The 18,629-nt window shown below is 70.1% G+C and carries 18 protein-coding genes; 16 read left to right on the plus strand and 2 right to left on the minus strand.

The window, feature by feature from the left end; genetic code table 11:
- Nucleotides 1–245 precede the first annotated feature (245 nt).
- A complete protein-coding gene (locus A5695_RS01785; RefSeq protein WP_068077448.1) occupies nt 246–1,598 on the plus strand; it encodes a replication-associated recombination protein A in 1,353 nt (450 codons plus the stop codon).
- A 101-nt stretch (nt 1,599–1,699) separates the two neighbouring features.
- On the opposite strand, the gene A5695_RS01790 is transcribed toward A5695_RS01785, so the two are convergent.
- Nucleotides 1,700–2,323, minus strand: coding sequence for a hypothetical protein (locus A5695_RS01790; RefSeq protein ID WP_068077450.1), 624 nt, complete (start codon nt 2,321–2,323; stop codon nt 1,700–1,702).
- A gap of 171 nt (nt 2,324–2,494) precedes the next feature.
- Between A5695_RS01790 and A5695_RS01795 the strand changes: the two genes are divergently transcribed.
- The 10 genes from A5695_RS01795 to aroQ all read left to right on the plus strand — a co-directional run bounded on the left by A5695_RS01795 (nt 2,495) and on the right by aroQ (nt 12,055).
- Nucleotides 2,495–2,884, plus strand: coding sequence for a secondary thiamine-phosphate synthase enzyme YjbQ (locus A5695_RS01795; protein ID WP_197498726.1), 390 nt, complete (start codon nt 2,495–2,497; stop codon nt 2,882–2,884).
- A gap of 81 nt (nt 2,885–2,965) precedes the next feature.
- Nucleotides 2,966–5,659 carry an alanine--tRNA ligase gene (gene alaS / locus A5695_RS01800; protein ID WP_068077452.1) on the plus strand — a complete coding sequence of 898 codons (2,694 nt, stop codon included), beginning with the start codon at nt 2,966–2,968 and terminating at the stop codon, nt 5,657–5,659.
- Nucleotides 5,660–6,184, plus strand: coding sequence for a Holliday junction resolvase RuvX (ruvX, locus tag A5695_RS01805; RefSeq protein ID WP_068077454.1), 525 nt, complete (start codon nt 5,660–5,662; stop codon nt 6,182–6,184).
- The gene (gene mltG, locus A5695_RS01810; RefSeq protein ID WP_068077456.1) at nt 6,177–7,418 is read left to right on the plus strand and encodes an endolytic transglycosylase MltG; all 1,242 of its coding nucleotides are present in this window, start codon (nt 6,177–6,179) and stop codon (nt 7,416–7,418) included. The genes ruvX and mltG overlap by 8 nt, the downstream gene beginning before the upstream one ends.
- Nucleotides 7,405–8,226 (plus strand): shikimate dehydrogenase, encoded by an 822-nt coding sequence (locus A5695_RS01815; RefSeq protein WP_369830147.1) that lies wholly within the window; start codon nt 7,405–7,407, stop codon nt 8,224–8,226. Before mltG ends, A5695_RS01815 begins: the two co-directional genes overlap by 14 nt.
- Nucleotides 8,227–8,336: 110 nt before the next feature.
- Complete coding sequence (locus A5695_RS01820; protein ID WP_068077550.1) at nt 8,337–8,756, plus strand: A24 family peptidase; 420 nt, start codon at nt 8,337–8,339, stop codon at nt 8,754–8,756.
- Between the two features lie 32 nt (nt 8,757–8,788).
- On the plus strand, nt 8,789–9,994 hold the full coding sequence (gene aroC, locus A5695_RS01825) for a chorismate synthase (RefSeq protein WP_068077461.1): 1,206 nt from the start codon (nt 8,789–8,791) through the stop codon (nt 9,992–9,994).
- Nucleotides 9,994–10,530, plus strand: a complete 537-nt coding sequence (locus A5695_RS01830) for a shikimate kinase (protein WP_068077463.1) — start codon at nt 9,994–9,996, stop codon at nt 10,528–10,530. Before aroC ends, A5695_RS01830 begins: the two co-directional genes overlap by 1 nt.
- On the plus strand, nt 10,527–11,618 hold the full coding sequence (gene aroB, locus A5695_RS01835) for a 3-dehydroquinate synthase (protein WP_068077465.1): 1,092 nt from the start codon (nt 10,527–10,529) through the stop codon (nt 11,616–11,618). The genes A5695_RS01830 and aroB overlap by 4 nt, the downstream gene beginning before the upstream one ends.
- The gene (gene aroQ / locus A5695_RS01840) at nt 11,615–12,055 is read left to right on the plus strand and encodes a type II 3-dehydroquinate dehydratase (RefSeq protein WP_068077467.1); all 441 of its coding nucleotides are present in this window, start codon (nt 11,615–11,617) and stop codon (nt 12,053–12,055) included. Before aroB ends, aroQ begins: the two co-directional genes overlap by 4 nt.
- On the opposite strand, the gene A5695_RS01845 is transcribed toward aroQ, so the two are convergent.
- Entirely contained in the window at nt 12,052–12,735 is a 684-nt protein-coding gene (locus tag A5695_RS01845) for a B-4DMT family transporter (RefSeq protein WP_197515326.1), read from the minus strand. The two genes, aroQ and A5695_RS01845, sit on opposite strands and share 4 nt — an antisense overlap.
- Before the next feature lie 33 nt (nt 12,736–12,768).
- Here A5695_RS01845 and A5695_RS01850 point away from each other — a divergent pair, with 33 nt between their 5' ends.
- The 5 genes from A5695_RS01850 (at nt 12,769) to A5695_RS01870 (ending at nt 18,460) form a co-directional block, all read left to right on the plus strand.
- Entirely contained in the window at nt 12,769–13,887 is a 1,119-nt protein-coding gene (locus A5695_RS01850) for an aminopeptidase P family protein (RefSeq protein WP_068077471.1), read from the plus strand.
- Nucleotides 13,888–13,996: 109 nt separating this feature from the next.
- Nucleotides 13,997–14,158, plus strand: a complete 162-nt coding sequence (locus A5695_RS01855; RefSeq protein WP_231974691.1) for a hypothetical protein — start codon at nt 13,997–13,999, stop codon at nt 14,156–14,158.
- Nucleotides 14,159–14,299: 141 nt separating this feature from the next.
- A complete protein-coding gene (gene efp, locus A5695_RS01860) occupies nt 14,300–14,863 on the plus strand; it encodes an elongation factor P (protein WP_066863465.1) in 564 nt (187 codons plus the stop codon).
- The gene (gene nusB / locus A5695_RS01865) at nt 14,860–15,357 is read left to right on the plus strand and encodes a transcription antitermination factor NusB (protein WP_068077475.1); all 498 of its coding nucleotides are present in this window, start codon (nt 14,860–14,862) and stop codon (nt 15,355–15,357) included. Before efp ends, nusB begins: the two co-directional genes overlap by 4 nt.
- 250 nt (nt 15,358–15,607) lie before the next feature.
- Nucleotides 15,608–18,460 carry an aminotransferase class I/II-fold pyridoxal phosphate-dependent enzyme gene (locus A5695_RS01870; protein WP_068077477.1) on the plus strand — a complete coding sequence of 951 codons (2,853 nt, stop codon included), beginning with the start codon at nt 15,608–15,610 and terminating at the stop codon, nt 18,458–18,460.
- The last annotated feature ends 169 nt before the right edge of the window (nt 18,461–18,629 follow it).

Raw genomic sequence — 18,629 nt, forward strand, 5'->3', positions numbered from 1 at the left:
CCGGCCGGATCATCTGCGAACTGGACAACCCCATGCGCGACCCGGGCGACGGGAGTGTCTTGCCGTAGCCGGGCGGGGGCGGATAGCCCGGAGGGTTGTGCTCGCTGCCGTACGGGTCGGCCGGGGTGCCTGGATATTCGGGAGGCTGGCTCATGTCCGTCCTAGCTGTTGACTCAACCTGTGGGCACGCGCACACGGGAACTTAGCAAAGATGTCGAGGCGGCGCCCGAATTCGTTTTCGTGGTATGCCTGAAGCCGTGTCCGACGGTCTTTTCGACCTGCCCGGCGCGGCGCCGGCAAGCGATCACGGCCTGGGCGTGTCGGCCGGTGCGCCGCTGGCGGTGCGCATGCGCCCGGCCTCGCTGGACGAGGTGGTCGGCCAGGAGCACCTGCTGGCGCCCGGGTCGCCGCTGCGCCGCCTGGTCGAAGGATCCGGCGTGGCGTCGGCCATCCTGTACGGCCCGCCCGGCAGCGGCAAGACCACGCTCGCCGCGCTGATCTCCCAGGCGACCGGCCGCCGGTTCGAGGCCCTCTCGGCGCTGTCGGCCGGGGTCAAAGACGTGCGCGCCGTCATCGACAAGGCTCGGCACGCGCTGCTGCGCGGCGAGCAGACGGTGCTGTTCATCGACGAGGTGCACCGCTTCTCCAAGACCCAGCAGGACGCCCTGCTGTCCGCCGTGGAGAACCGGGTGGTGCTGCTGGTGGCGGCGACCACCGAGAACCCGTCGTTTTCGGTGGTGGCGCCGCTGCTGTCCCGCTCCCTCATCCTGCAACTGCGCCCGCTCAGCGCCGACGGCATCCGCGCCGTGGTGCAGCGGGCGATCGACGATCCCCGCGGGCTGGGCGGCCGCGTCGCGGTCACGCCCGACGCCGTCGAGCTGCTGGTGCGGCTGGCCGCCGGCGATGCCCGGCGCGCGCTGACCGCGCTGGAGGTCGCGGCCGAAGCCACCGAGTCGGTGACTGTCGAGACCATCGAGCAGTCGCTGGACAAGGCCGCGGTGCGTTACGACCGCGACGGCGACCAGCACTACGACGTCATCAGCGCCTTCATCAAGTCGGTGCGCGGCTCGGACGTCGACGCGGCGCTGCACTACCTGGCCCGCATGCTGGTGGCGGGGGAGGATCCGCGATTCCTCGCGCGCCGGCTGATGATCCTCGCCAGCGAGGACATCGGCATGGCCGACCCCAGCGCGCTGCAGATCGCGGTGGCGGCCGCGCAGACCGTCGCGCTGATCGGCATGCCCGAGGCACAGCTGACGCTGGCCCACGCCACCATCCACCTGGCCACCGCGCCCAAGTCGAACTCCGTGACCACCGCGCTGGCGGCCGCGATGGACGACATCAAGGCGGGCAAGGCCGGCCTGGTGCCCCCGCACCTTCGCGACGGGCATTACTCGGGCGCGGCGGCGCTGGGACACGCGCAGGGTTACCAGTACTCGCACAACGACCCCGACGGCGTCCTGGCCCAGCAATATCCGCCGGACGAGCTGGTGGGCGTCGACTACTACCGGCCGACCGGCCGCGGCGCCGAGCGGGAGATGGCCGGGCGGCTGGAGCGGTTGCGGGCGATCATCCGTGGGAAGCGGGGGCGGTCATGAAAACCTTCACCGACGAGGAGACGGAACGGCTGCTGGCCGCCACGCGGTCCTGCGGCGTCGTCATCCTCAGGCGGGCCGCACACGCGGCAGAAGGCCGGCGGCTAGACCAGCTCGGGCACCCGCAGGTGGGCGATCGCCAGCTCGAATTCGGCCACGTCGATCACCGCGGCGCCCAGGTCCCGCACCCGCCTGCTGCGCAACTCGTTCGCCCGGTCACTGTTGCGGGCCATCGCGTCCATCGAGTCGAACGTCGAGCATGACACCGCCCGCCGGCACGCCGGATGGTCGACCAGCAGGCTGGCGCTGCAGAACCCGTCGAGCTGCTCGAGCTCGGGCAGCACGGACGAGCGGTAGAAGTCCAGGGACCGGGTGAGCTGATCCGGCACCACTTTGAGCCAGGTGGCCCGCACGCAGGCCCCCTGCCGCGACGGATGGTCGCGGTGCAGCAAAGCGATGTCCCACTCTTCGACCCGCGCGCTGCCGTCGAACATCAACGCGGCCCGATCGCGAATCGGGGCGACCCGTTCGGCGCTGGCGCGCATGGCGTCGATGCTGTCCCACGAGCTGGTGGCGATGCAGGTCCCGGACTGCCGGTCGACCAACAGTGACAGCCCGACGCAGCCGTCGATCTCCGTGAGGGCGGGCATGACGACATCGCGAACGTGCGCGATTCCGATGTCGACGGACAAGGGTTGCGCCTGGATGGTGGTGGAGCGTGCGTACACGGCCGACCTCCTCTGTAGGGACTTGTATCCAAGGAGCCCGTGGCGCCACCGGCCCCACCAGTTACCTTCCTCCTGCCCGGTGCACCCCGCAATGGCCAAATGTGGTCGCGCTCACAAACGATTGGCTGGTCGCAACATGCGGGCCGTAGGCTGGTCGGGATGCATACCGACGTGCTGGACGTGGACACTTCCCGGCGCCGCATCGTCGATCTGACCGAGGCGGTGCGGGGCTTCTGCTGGTCGAGGGGCGACGGCCTGTGCAACGTCTTCGTGCCGCACGCGACGGCGGGCGTCGCCATCATCGAGACCGGGGCCGGCTCCGACGACGACCTGCTCGACACGCTGGAACGGCTGCTGCCGCGCGACGACCGGTATCGGCACTCGCACGGCTCGCCGGGCCACGGCGCGGACCACGTGATGCCGGCGCTGGTCGCCCCTTCGGTGACCGTGCCGGTCTCCGGCGGCGAGCCGATGCTGGGCACCTGGCAAAGCATCGTGCTGGTCGATCTGAACCGGGACAACCCACAACGCTCGGTGCGGCTGAGCTTTCTGGAGGGTTAGCGGCCCGGTAGCCGGCTTGTCCAGCGAATACGCTGGAATAGACGTTCACGCGCAAAAGCGACAGGAAGAAGCGGACTTCAAGTGCAGACACACGAGATCAGGAAGCGGTTTCTTGATCACTTCGTGAAGGCGGGCCACACCGAGGTGCCGAGCGCATCGGTGATCCTCGACGACCCCAACCTACTGTTCGTCAACGCGGGCATGGTCCAGTTCGTGCCGTACTTCCTGGGCGCGCGCACGCCGCCATACTCGACGGCGACCAGCATCCAGAAGTGCATCCGCACGCCCGACATCGACGAGGTCGGCATCACCACCCGGCACAACACCTTCTTCCAGATGGCCGGCAACTTCTCGTTCGGCGACTACTTCAAGCGCCGCGCCATCGAGCTGGCCTGGACCCTGCTCACCAACGGGCTGTCCGAGGGCGGTTACGGCCTGGACCCCGAAAGAATCTGGACGACGGTCTATTTCGACGACGACGAGGCCGTGCAACTGTGGCAGGAGATCGCCGGGCTGCCGGCCGAGCGGATCCAGCGCCGCGGCATGGAAGACAACTACTGGTCGATGGGGATCCCGGGCCCGTGCGGCCCGTCGTCGGAGATCTACTACGACCGGGGCGAAGAGTTCGGGGTCGGTGGCGGCCCGGTGGCCAACGAGGACCGCTACATCGAGATCTGGAACCTCGTGTTCATGCAGAACGAACGCGGCGAGGGCACCGGCAAGACCGACTTCGAAATCCTGGGCCCGTTGCCCCGCAAGAACATCGACACCGGCATGGGCGTCGAGCGGGTCGCGTTCATCCTGCAGGGCGTGCACAACGTGTACGAGACCGACCTGCTGCGGCCGGTCATAGACACAGTTGCCGCAGTCGCCGCGCGGCCGTACGACGTGGGCAACCACTTCGACGACGTGCGCTACCGGGTCATCGCCGACCACAGCCGCACCGCGGCGATCCTGATCGGCGACGGCGTCACGCCCGGCAACGACGGGCGCGGTTACGTGCTGCGCCGGCTGCTGCGCCGGGTGATCCGGTCGGCCAAGCTGCTCGACATAAACGGGCCCATCGTCGGCGAGTTGATGACCACCGTGCGCGACGCGATGGGGCCGTCGTATCCCGAACTGGTCACCGACTTCGCCCGGATCAAGCGCATCGCCGTCGCCGAGGAGACCGCGTTCAACCGCACGCTGGCCGCCGGCTCCAAGCTGTTCGACGAGGTCGCCGGCACCACGAAAGCCGCTGGGGCCAAAGCGATCTCGGGATCGGATGCCTTCACGCTGCACGACACCTACGGCTTCCCGATCGAGCTGACCCTGGAGATGGCCGCCGAGGCGGGCCTGCAGGTCGACGAGATCGGCTTCCGGGAACTGATGGCCGAGCAGCGCCGCCGCGCCAAAGCGGACGCCGCCGCCCGCAAGCACGCGCACGCCGACCTGAGCGCCTACCGCGAGCTGGTCGACGCCGGCCCTACCGAGTTCACCGGGTTCGACGAATTGTCCTCGGAAGCAAGGATTCTGGGCATCTTCGTGGACGGCAAGCGGGTCCCGGTCGTCACGCACGGCACCGAAGGTGCGCATCAAGTCGAATTGGTGCTCGACCGCACCCCGCTCTACGCCGAGTCCGGCGGGCAGATCGCCGACGAAGGCACCATCAGCGGGACGGGCGCCAGCGAGAGCGCCCGTGCGGCGGTCACCGACGTGCAGAAGATCGCGAAAACCCTGTGGGTGCACCGGGTCAACGTCGAGTCCGGGGAATTCGTCGAGGGCGACACCGTGGTCGCCGCGGTCGACCCGGAATGGCGCCGGGGCGCCACGCAGGGCCACTCGGGCACCCACATGGTGCACGCCGCGTTGCGACAGGTGCTGGGCCCCAACGCCGTTCAGGCCGGATCGCTGAACCGCCCCGGCTACCTGCGTTTCGACTTCAACTGGCAGGGTCCGCTGTCCGACGAGCAGCGCACCCAGCTCGAAGAGGTCACCAACCAGGCCGTGCAGGCCGACTTCGAGGTGCACACCTTTACCGAGCAGCTCGAGAAGGCCAAGGCGATGGGGGCAATGGCGATGTTCGGCGAGGCGTACCCGGATGAAGTGCGGGTGGTCGAGATCGGCGGGCCCTTCTCGCTCGAACTCTGCGGCGGCACCCACGTGCACAACTCCGCACAGATCGGGCCGGTGACCATCCTGGGCGAATCGTCGGTCGGGTCCGGCGTGCGCCGGGTGGAGGCCTACGTCGGGCTGGACTCGTTCCGCCACCTGGCCAAGGAGCGCGCGCTGATGGCGGGACTGGCCTCGTCGCTGAAGGTGCCGTCCGACGAGGTGCCCGCCCGGGTGGCCGGCCTGGTGGAGCGGCTCAAGGCCGCCGAGAAGGAACTCGAGCGGGTTCGGCTGGCCGGCGCGCGCGCCGCCGCGGCCAACGCGGCGGCCGGCGCGGAGCGTATCGGTAACGTCCGTGTGGTGGCGCAACGCATGTCCGCGGGGATGACCGCCGGCGACCTGCGCTCCCTGGTGGGCGACATCCGCGGCAAGCTGGGCAGCGACCCCGCCGTGGTGGCGCTGATCGCGGAGGGCGAAGGGGGCAGCGTGCCGTACGCGGTCGCGGCCAACCCGGCCGCCCAGGACCTCGGGCTCCGCGCCAACGACCTGATCAAGCCGCTCGCCGCGACCGTCGACGGCCGCGGCGGAGGCAAGCCGGACCTGGCGCAGGGTTCAGGAAAGGACCCCAGCCGTATCGACGCGGCGCTCGAGGCGGTCCGCTCCGAGATAGCACGGGTCGGTTGAGTGGGCCCAGGACAGCATCGCGTGCCCGACCGGCCCGGCGACCCCGACCAAGGTAATCCGGGCCGGGGTTCCCGGCCCGGGAGGAGCCTCGGCATCGACGTCGGCAGCGTCCGCATCGGCGTCGCCTGCAGCGACCCCGACGGCATCCTGGCCACCCCGGTGGAAACCGTGCGCCGCGACCGCTCCGGCAAGCACGTGCGGCGGCTGGCCGAGCTGGCCGCCGAACTCGGGGTGGTCGAGGTGGTCGTCGGACTGCCGCGCACGCTGGCCGACCGCACCGGCCCGTCGGCGATCGACGCGATGGAGCTGGCCGACACGCTGGCCCAGCGGATCGCCCCCACGCCCGTGCGGCTGGCCGACGAGCGCCTGACCACCGTCAGCGCGCAGCGGTCGCTGCGCGCGGCCGGCGTCCGCGCCCGCGAACAGCGGGCGGTGATCGACCAGGCCGCCGCGGTGGCCATCCTGCAGAGCTGGCTCGACCAGCGCCGCGCCACCCTGACGGCGGGGGAGCCCGCCGATGGTTGACAGCGCACGGCGGCAACGCGCCGAGCCCGAAACGGTCGGTCCGTCGCGCAAGCGGAGCCGCGTCGCCCGGAACCGCGCCGAGCGGGGGCACCGCAGACGGCGGTTCGCCGGCAAGATCGTGCTCGCGGTCGTCGCCGTCGTCGCGCTGGTGGGCGTCTTCGTCGGCGCCAAGCTGTGGCACACGGTCTTCGGGGCCGGCGACGACTACGCCGGAAATGGCAAGCAGGACATCGTGATTCAGATCAGGGACGGTGACTCGACCACCAACGTCGGCGAGACCCTGCAGCACGAGCAGGTGGTCAAGACCGTCCGGGCCTTCGTCAACGCCGCGCACGGCAACAGCAAGATCTCCTCGATCCAGCCCGGCTTCTACCGGATGCGCACCGAGATCCCGGCGGCCGACGCCGTCGCGCGGCTGGCCGACCCGAACAGCCGGGTGGGCCGGCTGGTCATCCCGGAGGGCCGTCAGCTCGACGACACCACCGACATGAAGACCAACGTGGTGACCCCGGGGATCCTGACGCTGATCTCCCGCGCCACCTGCGTGACCCTCGACGGCAACAAGCACTGCGTCGCGGTGGAGGAGCTGCGGGCGGCGGCGACCAACAGCACGCCGGCCGCCCTGGAGGTGCCGCCCTGGGCCGTCCAACCCTTCACCGAGCTCGGCAGGGACCATCGCCGGATCGAGGGGCTGATCGCGCCGGGAACCTTCAACGTCGATCCCTCCGCCTCCGCCGAGACCATACTGTCGAGCCTGATCAGCGCCGGGGCCGTCGAGTACGTGAAGTCCGGGTTGGTGGACACCGCCCAGTCCATGGGCCTGTCGCCGTACGACATCCTGGTGGTGGCGTCGCTGGTGGAACAGGAATCCAAGTCGCAGGACTTCGCGAAGGTTGCGCAGGTGATCTACAACCGCCTGCATGCCCACCACACGCTGGAATTCGATTCCACGGTCAACTATCCGCTGGACCGCCGGGAGGTGGCCACCACCGACGCCGACCGGGCCCAAAAGACGCCGTGGAACACCTACGTGTCGCAGGGGCTGCCCGCGACGGCGATCTGTTCGCCCGGCGTCGACGCGCTGCACGCCGCCGAGCATCCGGAGCCCGGCGACTGGTTGTACTTCGTCACCATCGACGCCCAGGGAACGACGCTGTTCACCAAGGATTATCAGCAGCATCTGGCCAACATCGAGCTGGCTAAGCGCAACGGTGTCCTCGATAGCGCGCGCTGACGGCGGACCCCGCAAAGCGGCGGTGCTCGGCAAGCCGATCGCCCACTCGAAGTCCCCCCGACTACACCTGGCCGCCTACCGGGCGCTGGGCCTGCTGGACTGGACCTACGAGCGCATCGAATGCGACGCCGAGCAGCTGCCCGCGATCGTCGGCGGGTTCGGCCCCCAATGGGTCGGGGTGTCGGTGACCATGCCGGGCAAATTCGCCGCGTTGCGCTTCGCCGACGAGCGCACCGACCGTGCCGAGCGGGTGGGATCGGCCAACACTCTGGTCCGCACGGCGGCCGGCTGGCGGGCCGACAACACCGACATCGACGGCGTCGCCGGGGCGCTGGCATCAGATGGGGAAGTGGCCGGCCCTGCGCTGGTGTGCGGGTCGGGCGGCACCGCGCCGGCGGCCGTCCTGGGGTTGGCCCAGCTGGGCGTCACCGCCATCACCGTCGTCGCTCGCAACCCCGACAAGGCCGGCCGGCTGGTGGACCTCGGGACCGGAATCGGGGTCTCGACGCGATTCGTGAACATCGACGACGAGGCCGCCCTGCGCGCGGCGGTGTCGTCGGCCGGGGTGCTGGTCAGCACGATCCCCGCGGACGTCGCCGGGCGGTACGCGCACACCCTCGCGGCCATCCCGGTCCTGCTCGACGCCGTCTACGACCCGTGGCCCACGCCGCTGGCCGCCGCGGTGGGCGCTGCCGGCGGCCGCGTGGTCAGCGGCGTGCAGATGCTGCTGCACCAGGCGTTCACCCAGGTCGAGTTATTCACAGGGCTGCCGGCGCCGCGGGACGCCATGGCCGCCGCCCTGGGCTAACGTCCCGCTCGTCGGATGCCCCAGACCAACCGCCGGGCGTGGGGCCTGTGGACGGATTCGCCCAGTTTTCGCGCTTAGCCCCCACACTCGCGGCGCGCACAGGAGAGGCCATGCGGCTTGGAGCGGTTGTGGCCGTGCTCGCGTGGCTCTTGCTGCTGAGCGGCTGCGACCTCCGCCGGCGGCGGTTGCCGAACGTGTTGACCCTGCCCGGGGCCGGGGTGATCCTGCTGGCGGCCGCGGTGGCCGGGCGCGGCTGGCCGGCACTGGCCGGGGCGACGGCGCTGACCGCGATCTATCTGCTGGTGCACTCGCTCGCCCCGGCGGGGATGGGCGCCGGGGATGTCAAGCTGGCGATCGGCCTGGGGGCGCTGGCCGGCTGTTTCGGGGCCGGGGTGTGGTTCCTGGCCGCGCTGGCGGCGCCGCTGCTGACGACGCTGCTCGCGGCGCTCTGCGGCGCGCGGACGGTGCCCCACGGTCCGTCGATGTGCCTGGCCACCGCCGCGGCGATCGGCCTGGTTCTCGGGATTTAAGCCCGCGCGCGACCCCATGGGAGAATGTTCGGGTGTTGCGTTGGATCACCGCCGGAGAGTCACACGGCCGTGCGCTGCTGGCCATGCTCGAGGGCATGGTCGCCGGCGTCGAGGTCACCTCCACCCATATCGCCGACCAATTGGCCCGGCGCCGGCTCGGTTACGGCCGCGGGGCGCGGATGAAGTTCGAGCGCGACGCGGTGACCGTCCTGTCCGGGGTCCGCCACGGCATCACGCTGGGCGGCCCGATCGCCATTGAGATCGGCAACACCGAGTGGCCCAAGTGGGAGACCGTGATGGCCGCCGACCCGGTCGACCCGGCGGAGCTGGCCAACATCGCGCGCAACGAACCGCTCACCCGGCCGCGGCCGGGCCACGCCGACTACGCGGGCATGCTCAAGTACGGCTTCGACGACGCCCGCCCGGTCCTGGAGCGGGCCAGCGCGCGGGAGACCGCCGCCCGCGTCGCGGTGGGCACCGTCGCGCGGTCCTTCCTGCGCCAGGCGCTCGGTGTGGACGTGCTTTCCCACGTCATCGCGATCGGTCCGTCGGTGCCCTACGAGGGTCCCCCGCCGCGCCCGGAAGACCTGCCCGCGATCGACGACAGTCCGGTGCGCGCCTTCGACAAGGGCGCCGAGGAAGCGATGATCGCCGAGATCGAGGCGGCCAAGAAGGACGGCGACACGCTCGGCGGCGTGGTCGAGGTGGTGGTGCTGGGCCTGCCGGTGGGCCTGGGTTCCTTCACCAGCGGTGACAACCGCCTGGACAGCCAACTCGCCGCCGCCGTGATGGGCATCCAGGCCATCAAGGGCGTGGAGATCGGCGACGGCTTCGAGACGGCGCGTCGCCGGGGCAGCCGCGCGCACGACGAGATGTATCCCGGCCCCGACGGCGTGGTCCGCTCGACGAACCGCGCCGGCGGGCTGGAGGGCGGCATGACCAACGGCCAGCCGCTGCGGGTGCGGGCCGCGATGAAACCCATCTCAACCGTGCCGCGGGCGCTGGCCACCGTCGACATGGCGACCGGCGACGAGGCCGTCGCCATCCATCAGCGCTCGGACGTGTGCGCGGTGCCCGCCGCCGGCGTGGTGGTCGAGGCCATGGTGGCGTTGGTGCTCGCCCGCGCGGCGTTGGAGAAGTTCGGCGGTGACTCGCTCACCGAAACCCGCCGCAACATCGAGGCGTATCAGCGCGCGGTCGCCGACCGGGAAGCGCCGGCCGCGCGGGGGACCGCTTGATGGCGCCCAAGGCGGTACTCGTCGGGCTGCCGGGCTCGGGCAAGTCCACCATCGGGCGGCGCCTGGCCAAGGCGCTCGGCGTCGAGTTCCTCGACACCGACGCGGCGATCGAACAGCGGACCGGGCGCAGCATCGCCGACATCTTCGCCACCGACGGCGAGCAGGAGTTCCGCCGCATCGAGGAGGCCGCGGTGCGTGCCGCGTTGGCCGACCACGACGGCGTCGTGTCGCTCGGCGGCGGCGCGGTCACCAGCCCGGGGGTCTGCGAGGCGCTCGCCGGCCACACCGTCATCTACTTGGAGATCAGCGCCAGCGAAGGCGTGCGGCGCACCGGCGGCGGCGCCGTGCGCCCGCTGCTCGCCGGCCCCGACCGCGCGGAGAAATTCCGCACGCTGATGGCCGCACGGGTCCCGTTGTACCGCCGGGTGTCGACGATCCGTGTCGACACCAACCGCCGCAATCCCGGGGCGGTGGTGCGCTACATCGTGTCTCGGCTGCAGACGCCGGAAAACGCTCACGCGGAGGCCGCCACATGACCATGCCAGTCACCGTCGAGGTGGCCGTCGATCCGCCCTACCCGGTCGTCATCGGCACCGACCTCGGCGACCAGCTGGTCGAGCTGCTCTGCGACCGGCACCGCGTGGCGGTCGTGCACCAACCGGTGCTGGCGCAGACCGCGGAAGCGATCCGAAGCCGCCTGGCGGACAAGGGTGTCGACGCGCATCGCATCGAAATCCCGGACGCCGAAGCGGGCAAGGACCTGCCGGTCGTCGGATTCCTCTGGGAGGTGTTCGGCCGCATCGGCATTGACCGCAAAGACGCGGTGATCAGCCTGGGCGGCGGCGCGGCCACCGACGTCGCCGGGTTCGCGGCGGCCACCTGGCTACGCGGCGTCGACGTGGTGCACATCCCCACCACGCTGCTGGGCATGGTCGACGCGGCCGTCGGCGGCAAGACCGGCATCAACACCGACGCGGGCAAGAACCTGGTGGGCGCGTTCCACCAGCCGCGGGCGGTGCTGGTCGACCTGGCGACCCTGGAAACGTTGCCGCGCAACGAACTCGTCGCCGGGATGGCAGAGGTCGTCAAGGCCGGGTTCATCGCCGACCCCGCGATCCTCGACCTCATCGAAGCCGACCCGCACGCCGCGGTGGACCCCGCCGGTGCCGTGCTGCCGGAACTGGTCCGGCGTTCGATCGCCGTCAAGGCGAGGGTGGTCGCCGCCGACGAGAAAGAGTCGGAGCTGCGCGAAATCCTCAACTACGGCCACACATTGGCGCATGCCATCGAGCGCAGGGAACGCTACGAGTGGCGCCACGGCGCCGCGGTGTCCGTGGGCCTGGTGTTCGCCGCGGAACTGGCCCGCCTTGCCGGCCGGCTCGACGACGCGACCGCGCAACGCCACCGCACCGTCCTGTCCGCGCTGGGACTGCCCGTCGCCTACGACGCCGCCGCGTTACCACAGTTGCTGGAATACATGGCCCAGGACAAGAAGTCGCGGGCCGGCGTGCTTCGGTTCGTGGTCCTCGACGGGCTGGCGAAGCCGGGACGGCTGGCCGGGCCCGACCCGTCGCTGCTGGCGGCGGCGTACGCCGGGCTGGCGGAGGACGAAGGGACCCGATGACCACCACCGTCAACGTCATCAATGGCCCCAACCTGGGCCGGCTGGGCCGCCGCGAGCCCGAGGTCTACGGCGACACCACGCACGACGAACTGGCCGCGCTCATCGAGCGGGAGGCCACCGCGCTCGGCCTGAAAGCCGTGGTGCGCCAGAGTGATAGCGAAGGCCAGCTGCTGGAGTGGATCCATGCGGCCGCCGATGCGGACCAACCGGTGATCCTGAACGCCGGCGGCCTCACCCACACATCGGTGGCGCTGCGCGACGCGTGCGCCGAGCTGCGCGCGCCCCTGATCGAGGTGCACATCTCCAATGTGCATGCCCGCGAGGAGTTTCGGCGCCACTCATACCTCAGCCCCGTCGCGACGGGAGTGATCGTCGGGTTGGGCATCCAGGGCTACCTGCTCGCCCTGCGTTACCTGGCCGAAGCCTCCGAGGGCTAGTCCTTCTTCGGTTCCGTACCCGGCTTCGTGGCGTCGTCGGCGGAGTCCGTGCGGATCACCTCGGTCTTCGGCTCGTGGTCGGCCGTGGTGTGGATCGTCTCGGTCGGCGCATCCCGCTCGGCGGTGGCGACCGAAGCGGTCCGCTCCTCGTGCTGGGCTCCCGCGGCGGGAATCTTGCCAGTCGGCGCGTCGTCACCGCGCACCGCGGAGAACACGTCGGTGTCGGCGCGCTCCTCGTCCGTCCCCTTCTGGCGGGGCGGGGGATTGCGGTCCACCCGCCAACGGCCGATGGTCCCGCCGATGATGCCCGGCAGGAACACGCACAGCGCGGTGAACGCCGCGAACGTCGTCACCTCGTTGATCAGCCCGCCCGTGTACAGGCCGTTGTAGACCAGCGCGATGAGCCAGGAGACGGCGCCGGACAGGACGCCCGCGACCAGGCCGGCCAGCAGCCACGTCATCGCCAAATCGCCGCGCCGGTCGGGGTCGGGGTTCGCGATCGCGTCGGCCCGGCCGTCGAGCACCCCCCACACGGCGACGCCGATGACGAACAGCAAGAGCAACACCACGCTGAAGAGCCCGGCCTGCGTCTGCCACGCGTTGATCAACGCGCCTTGTAACAACCGGACGACAACCATCGCCGTGGCGTATACCAATCCGCGCAGCATCCAGGACCTCATGGGCAATCAGCGTAGCGAGTACCGTCAAGGGTCGTGACACATTCTCAGCGTCGGGACAACCTGAAAGCGCAGATCAGTGCCAGCGGACTGGACGCGATGCTGGTCAGCGACCTGAACAATGTCCGCTATCTGTCCGGTTTCACCGGATCGAACGGCGCATTGCTGGTGTTCGCCGACGATCGCGACCCCGTGCTGGCCACCGACGGCCGGTACCGGACCCAAGCCGCCGAACAGGCGTCGGGGCTCGAGATCGCCATCGAACGCGCCCTCGGGCGCTATCTCGTCGGCCGCGCCGCCGACGACGGCGTTTCCAAACTGGGCTTCGAGAGCAACGTGGTGACCGTCGACGCCTTCGACGCCCTGACCAGCGAACTCGGCAAGCGCAAGGCGGCCACCGAACTGATGCGCGCCGCCGGGACCGTCGAGGCGCTGCGGGAGATCAAAGACGACGGCGAGGTGGCGCTGCTGCGGCTGGCCTGCGAGGCGGCCGACGCCGCGCTCGCCGATCTGGTGGCTGGCGGCGGCCTGCGGCCGGGCCGAACCGAACGCGAGGTGAGCCGGGATCTGGAGGCGCTGATGCTCGACCACGGCGCCGACGCGATCTCGTTCGAGACCATCGTGGCCGCCGGGCCGAATTCGGCGATCCCGCATCACCGCCCCACCGACGCGGTGCTGGCCACCGGCGACTTCGTCAAGATCGACTTCGGCGCGCTGGTGGCCGGCTACCACTCCGACATGACCCGCACGTTCGTGCTCGGCAAGGCGGCCGACTGGCAACTGGAGATCTACCAGCTGGTCGCCGACGCGCAGCGGGCCGGCCGGGAGGCGCTGCGGCCGGGCGCGAGCCTGCGCGACGTCGACGGCGCGGCGCGCCAGCTGATCGTCGACGCGGGCTACGGCGAGCAGTTCGGCCACGGCCTGGGGCATGGCGTGGGGCTGCAGATCCACGAGGCACCGGGTATCGGCGCCACCTCGACCGGCACCCTGCTGGCGGGTTCGGTGGTGACGGTCGAGCCCGGCGTCTACCTACCGGGCCGCGGCGGCGTGCGCATCGAGGACACCCTGGTCGTGCCCGACGACGCGGCGGCGGCCCGCGGGCACGCGCCGGAACTGCTGACCAGGTTCCCCAAGGAGCTGGCGGTCCTGAGCTAGTCACGAGCGCCGTGAGGCGGGCCGGCGTCGCGGGGTAAAGTCGGGTGGCGTGAACGGGGTGGAGCCAATCGGATGTGGCCTGGCGCGCCTGCGGGACTTTAGGTGGGAATTGAGTACCCAGCCGTTGCGGGAGCTGCGGCTCGAGGTCGACATCGTCTATTTCACCGTCCCGGTGCCGTTCTCCGGCGGCAGGAAGCTCAGCGTCCCCTTCTTGACGATGATCAAGCGGGTGCCGCCTTCGCCCACCGGGCCGGCCGAGACCGGCCCGTAGCGCGGGAGTGGAAGGCGGGCTTCCCGCCGGTCACCGGCCACCCGATGCGCGGGCACCGGCCACCCCTCGCTCTAGACTGACCAACAAGTTGCAGACAGATCCGCTGACGGACTGTCCATCCCCGAGGAGATATACCGAACCGTGGCAAGCACTGCCGATTTCAAGAACGGACTGGTGCTGGTGATCGACGGCCAGCTCTGGCAGATCGTCGAATTCCAGCACGTCAAACCCGGCAAGGGCCCGGCCTTCGTGCGGACCAAGCTGAAGAACGTGCTCTCCGGCAAGGTCGTCGACAAGACGTACAACGCCGGGGTGAAGGTGGAGACCGCCACCGTCGACCGGCGCGACGCCACCTACCTGTACCGCGACGGCAGCGACTTCGTGTTCATGGACAGCCAGGACTACGAGCAGCACCCGCTGCCCGAGTCGCTGGTCGGCGACGCCGCCCGGTTCCTGCTGGAGGGCCTGCCGGTGCAGGTGGCGTTCCACAACGGGTCACCCCTGTACCTCGAGCTGCCGGTGTCGGTCGAGATGGAGGTCACCCACACCGAGCCCGGCCTGCAGGGCGACCGGTCCAGCGCCGGCACCAAGCCGGCCACCGTGGAGACCGGCGCCGAGATCCAGGTGCCGCTGTTCATCAACACCGGCGACAAGCTCAAGGTGGACACCCGCGACGGCAGCTACCTGGGGCGCATCAACGCGTGAGTAGACCCGTGAGGGGACGCCATCAGGCCCGCAAACGCGCCGTCGACCTGTTGTTCGAAGCCGAGGCCCGCGGACTGGGCCCGGCCGAGGTCGTCGACGTGCGCACCGCGCTGGCCGAAACCAACCCCGACGTGGCGCAGCTGCAGCCCTACACGGTTGCGGCGGCCCGCGGGGTCGGCGAGCACGCGGCCCACATCGACGACCTGATCAGCTCGCACCTGCAGGGCTGGACGCTGGACCGGCTGCCCGCCGTGGACCGCGCCATTTTGCGGGTCGCGGTGTGGGAGCTGCTCTACGCCGACGACGTGCCGGAGCCGGTCGCCGTGGACGAGGCCGTGCAGCTGGCCAAGGAGCTGTCCACCGACGACTCGCCGGCGTTCGTCAACGGCGTGCTGGGCCAGGTCATGCTGGTGACGCCGCAGATCCGGGCGGCCGCCGCGGCGGTCCGTTCCAGCACGCCCGGCGCGCCGGAGAACGAGGAACCGCAGGGGTGACCCGGCTGGAACTGCGCGCCGTCATCGCGGGCTTGCTGGCCGCGGCCGTGGTGCGATCGCTGTCCGACGTCAGCGAGCTGCCGGCCCGACGCTGAGACCTTCCGGTGCCGCGCTGGGTGGACGGCACGCGCGCCAACCGGCGCGTGATGGACGCCGACGACGGGATCGCTGAATCGACCTGAGGCGAAACGATCACGGGGGCCGCGCGGCGGGGTGAGAATACAAGTCGCTCAGAAGAACAGGTGAGATCATGACTCGATACACCACCCAGCCGCGACGACTCCGGGTCTCCGCGCTCGCGGCGGTGGCCAACCCGTCCTACGCCCGCGTCGACACCTGGAACCTGCTCGACGACGCGTGTCGCCACCTCGCCGAGGTCGACCTGGCCGGGCACGACAAGGCCCACGATGTGGCCCGGGTGAAACGGTTGATGGACCGCATCGCGGCCTACGAGCGGTACTGGCTGTACCCCGGCGCGGCGAACCTGGCGACGTTCCGCGCGCACCTGGAGAGCCTGTCCACGGTGCGGCTCACCGAAGAGGTCTCCATGGCCGTGCGGCTGTTGAGCGAATACGGCGACCGCGCGGGGCTGTTCGACACCTCCGCCCCGTTGGCCGACCAGGAGCTGGTGGCCCAAGCCAAGCAGCAGCAGTTCTACACCGTGTTGCTCGCCGACGACGCGCCCGCGACGGCGCCCGACTGCCTGGCCGAATGCCTGCGGGCGCTGCGCAACCCGTCGGACGACGTGCAGTTCGAGATCCTCGTGGTGCCCAGCGTCGAAGACGCCATCGCCGCGGTCGCCCTGAACGGCGAGATCCAGGCCGCGATCATCCGCGACGACCTGCCGCTGCGTTCCCGGGACCGGCTGCCACTGATGAACACGCTGTTGGGCGCCAACGAGGACGTGGAGATCCCCGATCGGGCCAACGACTGGGTGGAATGCGGCGAATGGATTCGCGAGCTGCGGCCCCACATCGACCTGTATCTGCTCACCGACGAGTCGATCGCGGCCGGCGACGACACCGAGCCCGACGTCTACGACCGGACGTTCTACCGGCTCAACGACGTCACCGATCTGCACAGCACGGTGCTCGCTGGTCTCCGAAACCGTTATGCCACCCCATTTTTCGATGCCCTGCGGGCATACGCGGCGGCGCCGGTGGGCCAGTTTCACGCGCTGCCCGTCGCGCGTGGTGCCAGCATCTTCAACTCGAAGTCGTTGCAGGACATGGGCGAGTTCTACGGCCGTAACATCTTCATGGCCGAGACCTCGACCACGTCCGGCGGTCTCGACTCGTTGCTCGACCCGCACGGCAACATCAAGAAGGCGATGGACAAGGCCGCGGACACGTGGAATTCCAACCACACCTATTTCGTCACCAACGGCACCTCGACCGCCAACAAGATCGTCGTGCAGTCGCTGACCCGGCCGGGCGACATCGTGCTGATCGACCGCAACTGTCACAAGTCGCACCACTACGGGCTGGTCCTGGCCGGTGCGTACCCGCTGTACCTGGACGCGTATCCGTTGCCGCAGTTCGCGATCTACGGGGCGGTGTCGCTGCGCACGATCAAGCAGACGCTGCTCGACCTCGAGGCGGCCGGTCAGTTGTCCCGGGTGCGCATGCTGCTGCTGACCAACTGCACCTTCGACGGGGTGGTCTACAACCCGTTGCAGGTCATGCAGGAGGTGCTGGCGATCAAGCCGGACATCTGCTTCCTGTGGGACGAGGCGTGGTACGCCTTCGCCACCGCGGTGCCCTGGGCCCGGCAACGCACCGCCATGGTGTCGGCCGAACGCCTCGAGCAGATGCTCGCCTCCCCGGAATACGCCGTCGAGTACCGGGAGTGGACGGCGGAGCTGGAACGGGTGCAAAGCGGGGGGGACCGGTCGGACTGGGTGGACCGCCCGCTGCTGCCCGACCCCGCCAAGGCCCGGGTGCGCGTCTACGCGACCCACTCGACGCACAAGTCGCTGTCGGCGCTGCGGCAGGCGTCGATGATCCACGTGCGCGACCAGGACTTCAACGCGCTGACCCGGGATGCCTTCGGTGAGGCGTTCCTGACCCACACGTCGACCTCGCCGAACCAGCAGCTGCTGGCGTCGCTGGACCTGGCGCGCCGGCAGGTCGACATCGAGGGTTTCCAGCTGGTCCGGCAGACCTACGACATGGCGCTCGTCTTCCGGCATCGGGTGCGCCGAGACCGGTTGATCAGCAAGTGGTTCCGCATCCTCGACGAGTCCGACCTGGTGCCCGAGGAATTCCGGGCGTCGTCGGTCAGCTCGTATCGTGAGGTCAGGCAGGGCGCGCTGGCCGAGTGGAACGAGGCGTGGCGGTCCGACCAGTTCGTGCTGGACGCGACGCGGGTGACCCTGTTCGTCGGCAAGACCGGGATGAACGGGTATGACTTCCGCGAAAAGATCCTGATGGAGCGGTTCGGCATCCAGATCAACAAGACGTCGATCAATAGCGTTCTGTTGATTTTCACCATCGGCGTCACGTGGTCCAGCGTGCATTACTTGCTAGACGTATTACGCAGGGTCGCAATCGATTTCGACCGCGCCGAGAATGCGGGCAGCGTCGCGGACCGGGCGTTGCACGAGCGCCATGTCGAGGAGATCACCCAGGACCTGCCGCACCTGCCCGACTTCAGCGAATTCGACGTCGCCTTCCGGCCCGTCGACGCGTGCGTCTTCGGTGACATGCGGTCGGCCTTCTATGCCGGCTACGAGGAGTCCGATCGCGAGCATGTCCTCATCGGCATGGCGGGGCGGCGGTTGGCCGAGGGCAAGACGCTGGTGTCGACCACGTTCGTCGTGCCCTACCCGCCGGGCTTCCCGGTGCTGGTGCCCGGGCAGGTGGTCTCCAAGGAGATCGTCTACTTCCTGGCCCAGCTCGACGTGAAGGAGATCCACGGGTACAACCCGGACCTCGGGCTGTCGGTGTTCACCGAGGCGGCGCTGGCGCGGATGGAGGCGCAGCGCAACGCGGCGCTGGCCGCGGTCGGTACCGCCTACCCCTCGTTCGAGTTGCCGTCGGACGCCGCCGGCATGAACGGGGCCCGCAACGGTGACCGTGCCGCCGTGAGCGAAGACGCCTGAGCCCGGCCGGTCGTTCATGCATTCCCACGGTAGCCGCGCCGAGGCCCGGTGACGGTTCCGCTCACGGGGATTGGAAAGAGGGCAACGCGTCGTGGGTGGCGCAATAGCGCCGGCGGCCGTCGTTCGCGCTGGTCGTCGTCGAACGCGGACCGGCGCAATGTGCCGAGGC

Source organism: Mycobacterium sp. E1747 (assembly GCF_001667775.1).
GTDB lineage: Bacteria > Actinomycetota > Actinomycetes > Mycobacteriales > Mycobacteriaceae > Mycobacterium.

Coding starts and splice junctions, on each gene's coding strand:
- A5695_RS01785 (WP_068077448.1), top strand. CDS start 246: ATGCCTGAAGCCGTGTCCGACGGTCTTTTCGACCTGCCCGGCGCGGCG.
- aroQ (WP_068077467.1), top strand. CDS start 11,615: ATGACCACCACCGTCAACGTCATCAATGGCCCCAACCTGGGCCGGCTG.
- aroB (WP_068077465.1), top strand. CDS start 10,527: ATGACCATGCCAGTCACCGTCGAGGTGGCCGTCGATCCGCCCTACCCG.
- A5695_RS01845 (WP_197515326.1), bottom strand. CDS start 12,735: ATGAGGTCCTGGATGCTGCGCGGATTGGTATACGCCACGGCGATGGTT.
- A5695_RS01870 (WP_068077477.1), top strand. CDS start 15,608: ATGACTCGATACACCACCCAGCCGCGACGACTCCGGGTCTCCGCGCTC.
- A5695_RS01830 (WP_068077463.1), top strand. CDS start 9,994: ATGGCGCCCAAGGCGGTACTCGTCGGGCTGCCGGGCTCGGGCAAGTCC.
- mltG (WP_068077456.1), top strand. CDS start 6,177: ATGGTTGACAGCGCACGGCGGCAACGCGCCGAGCCCGAAACGGTCGGT.
- A5695_RS01820 (WP_068077550.1), top strand. CDS start 8,337: ATGCGGCTTGGAGCGGTTGTGGCCGTGCTCGCGTGGCTCTTGCTGCTG.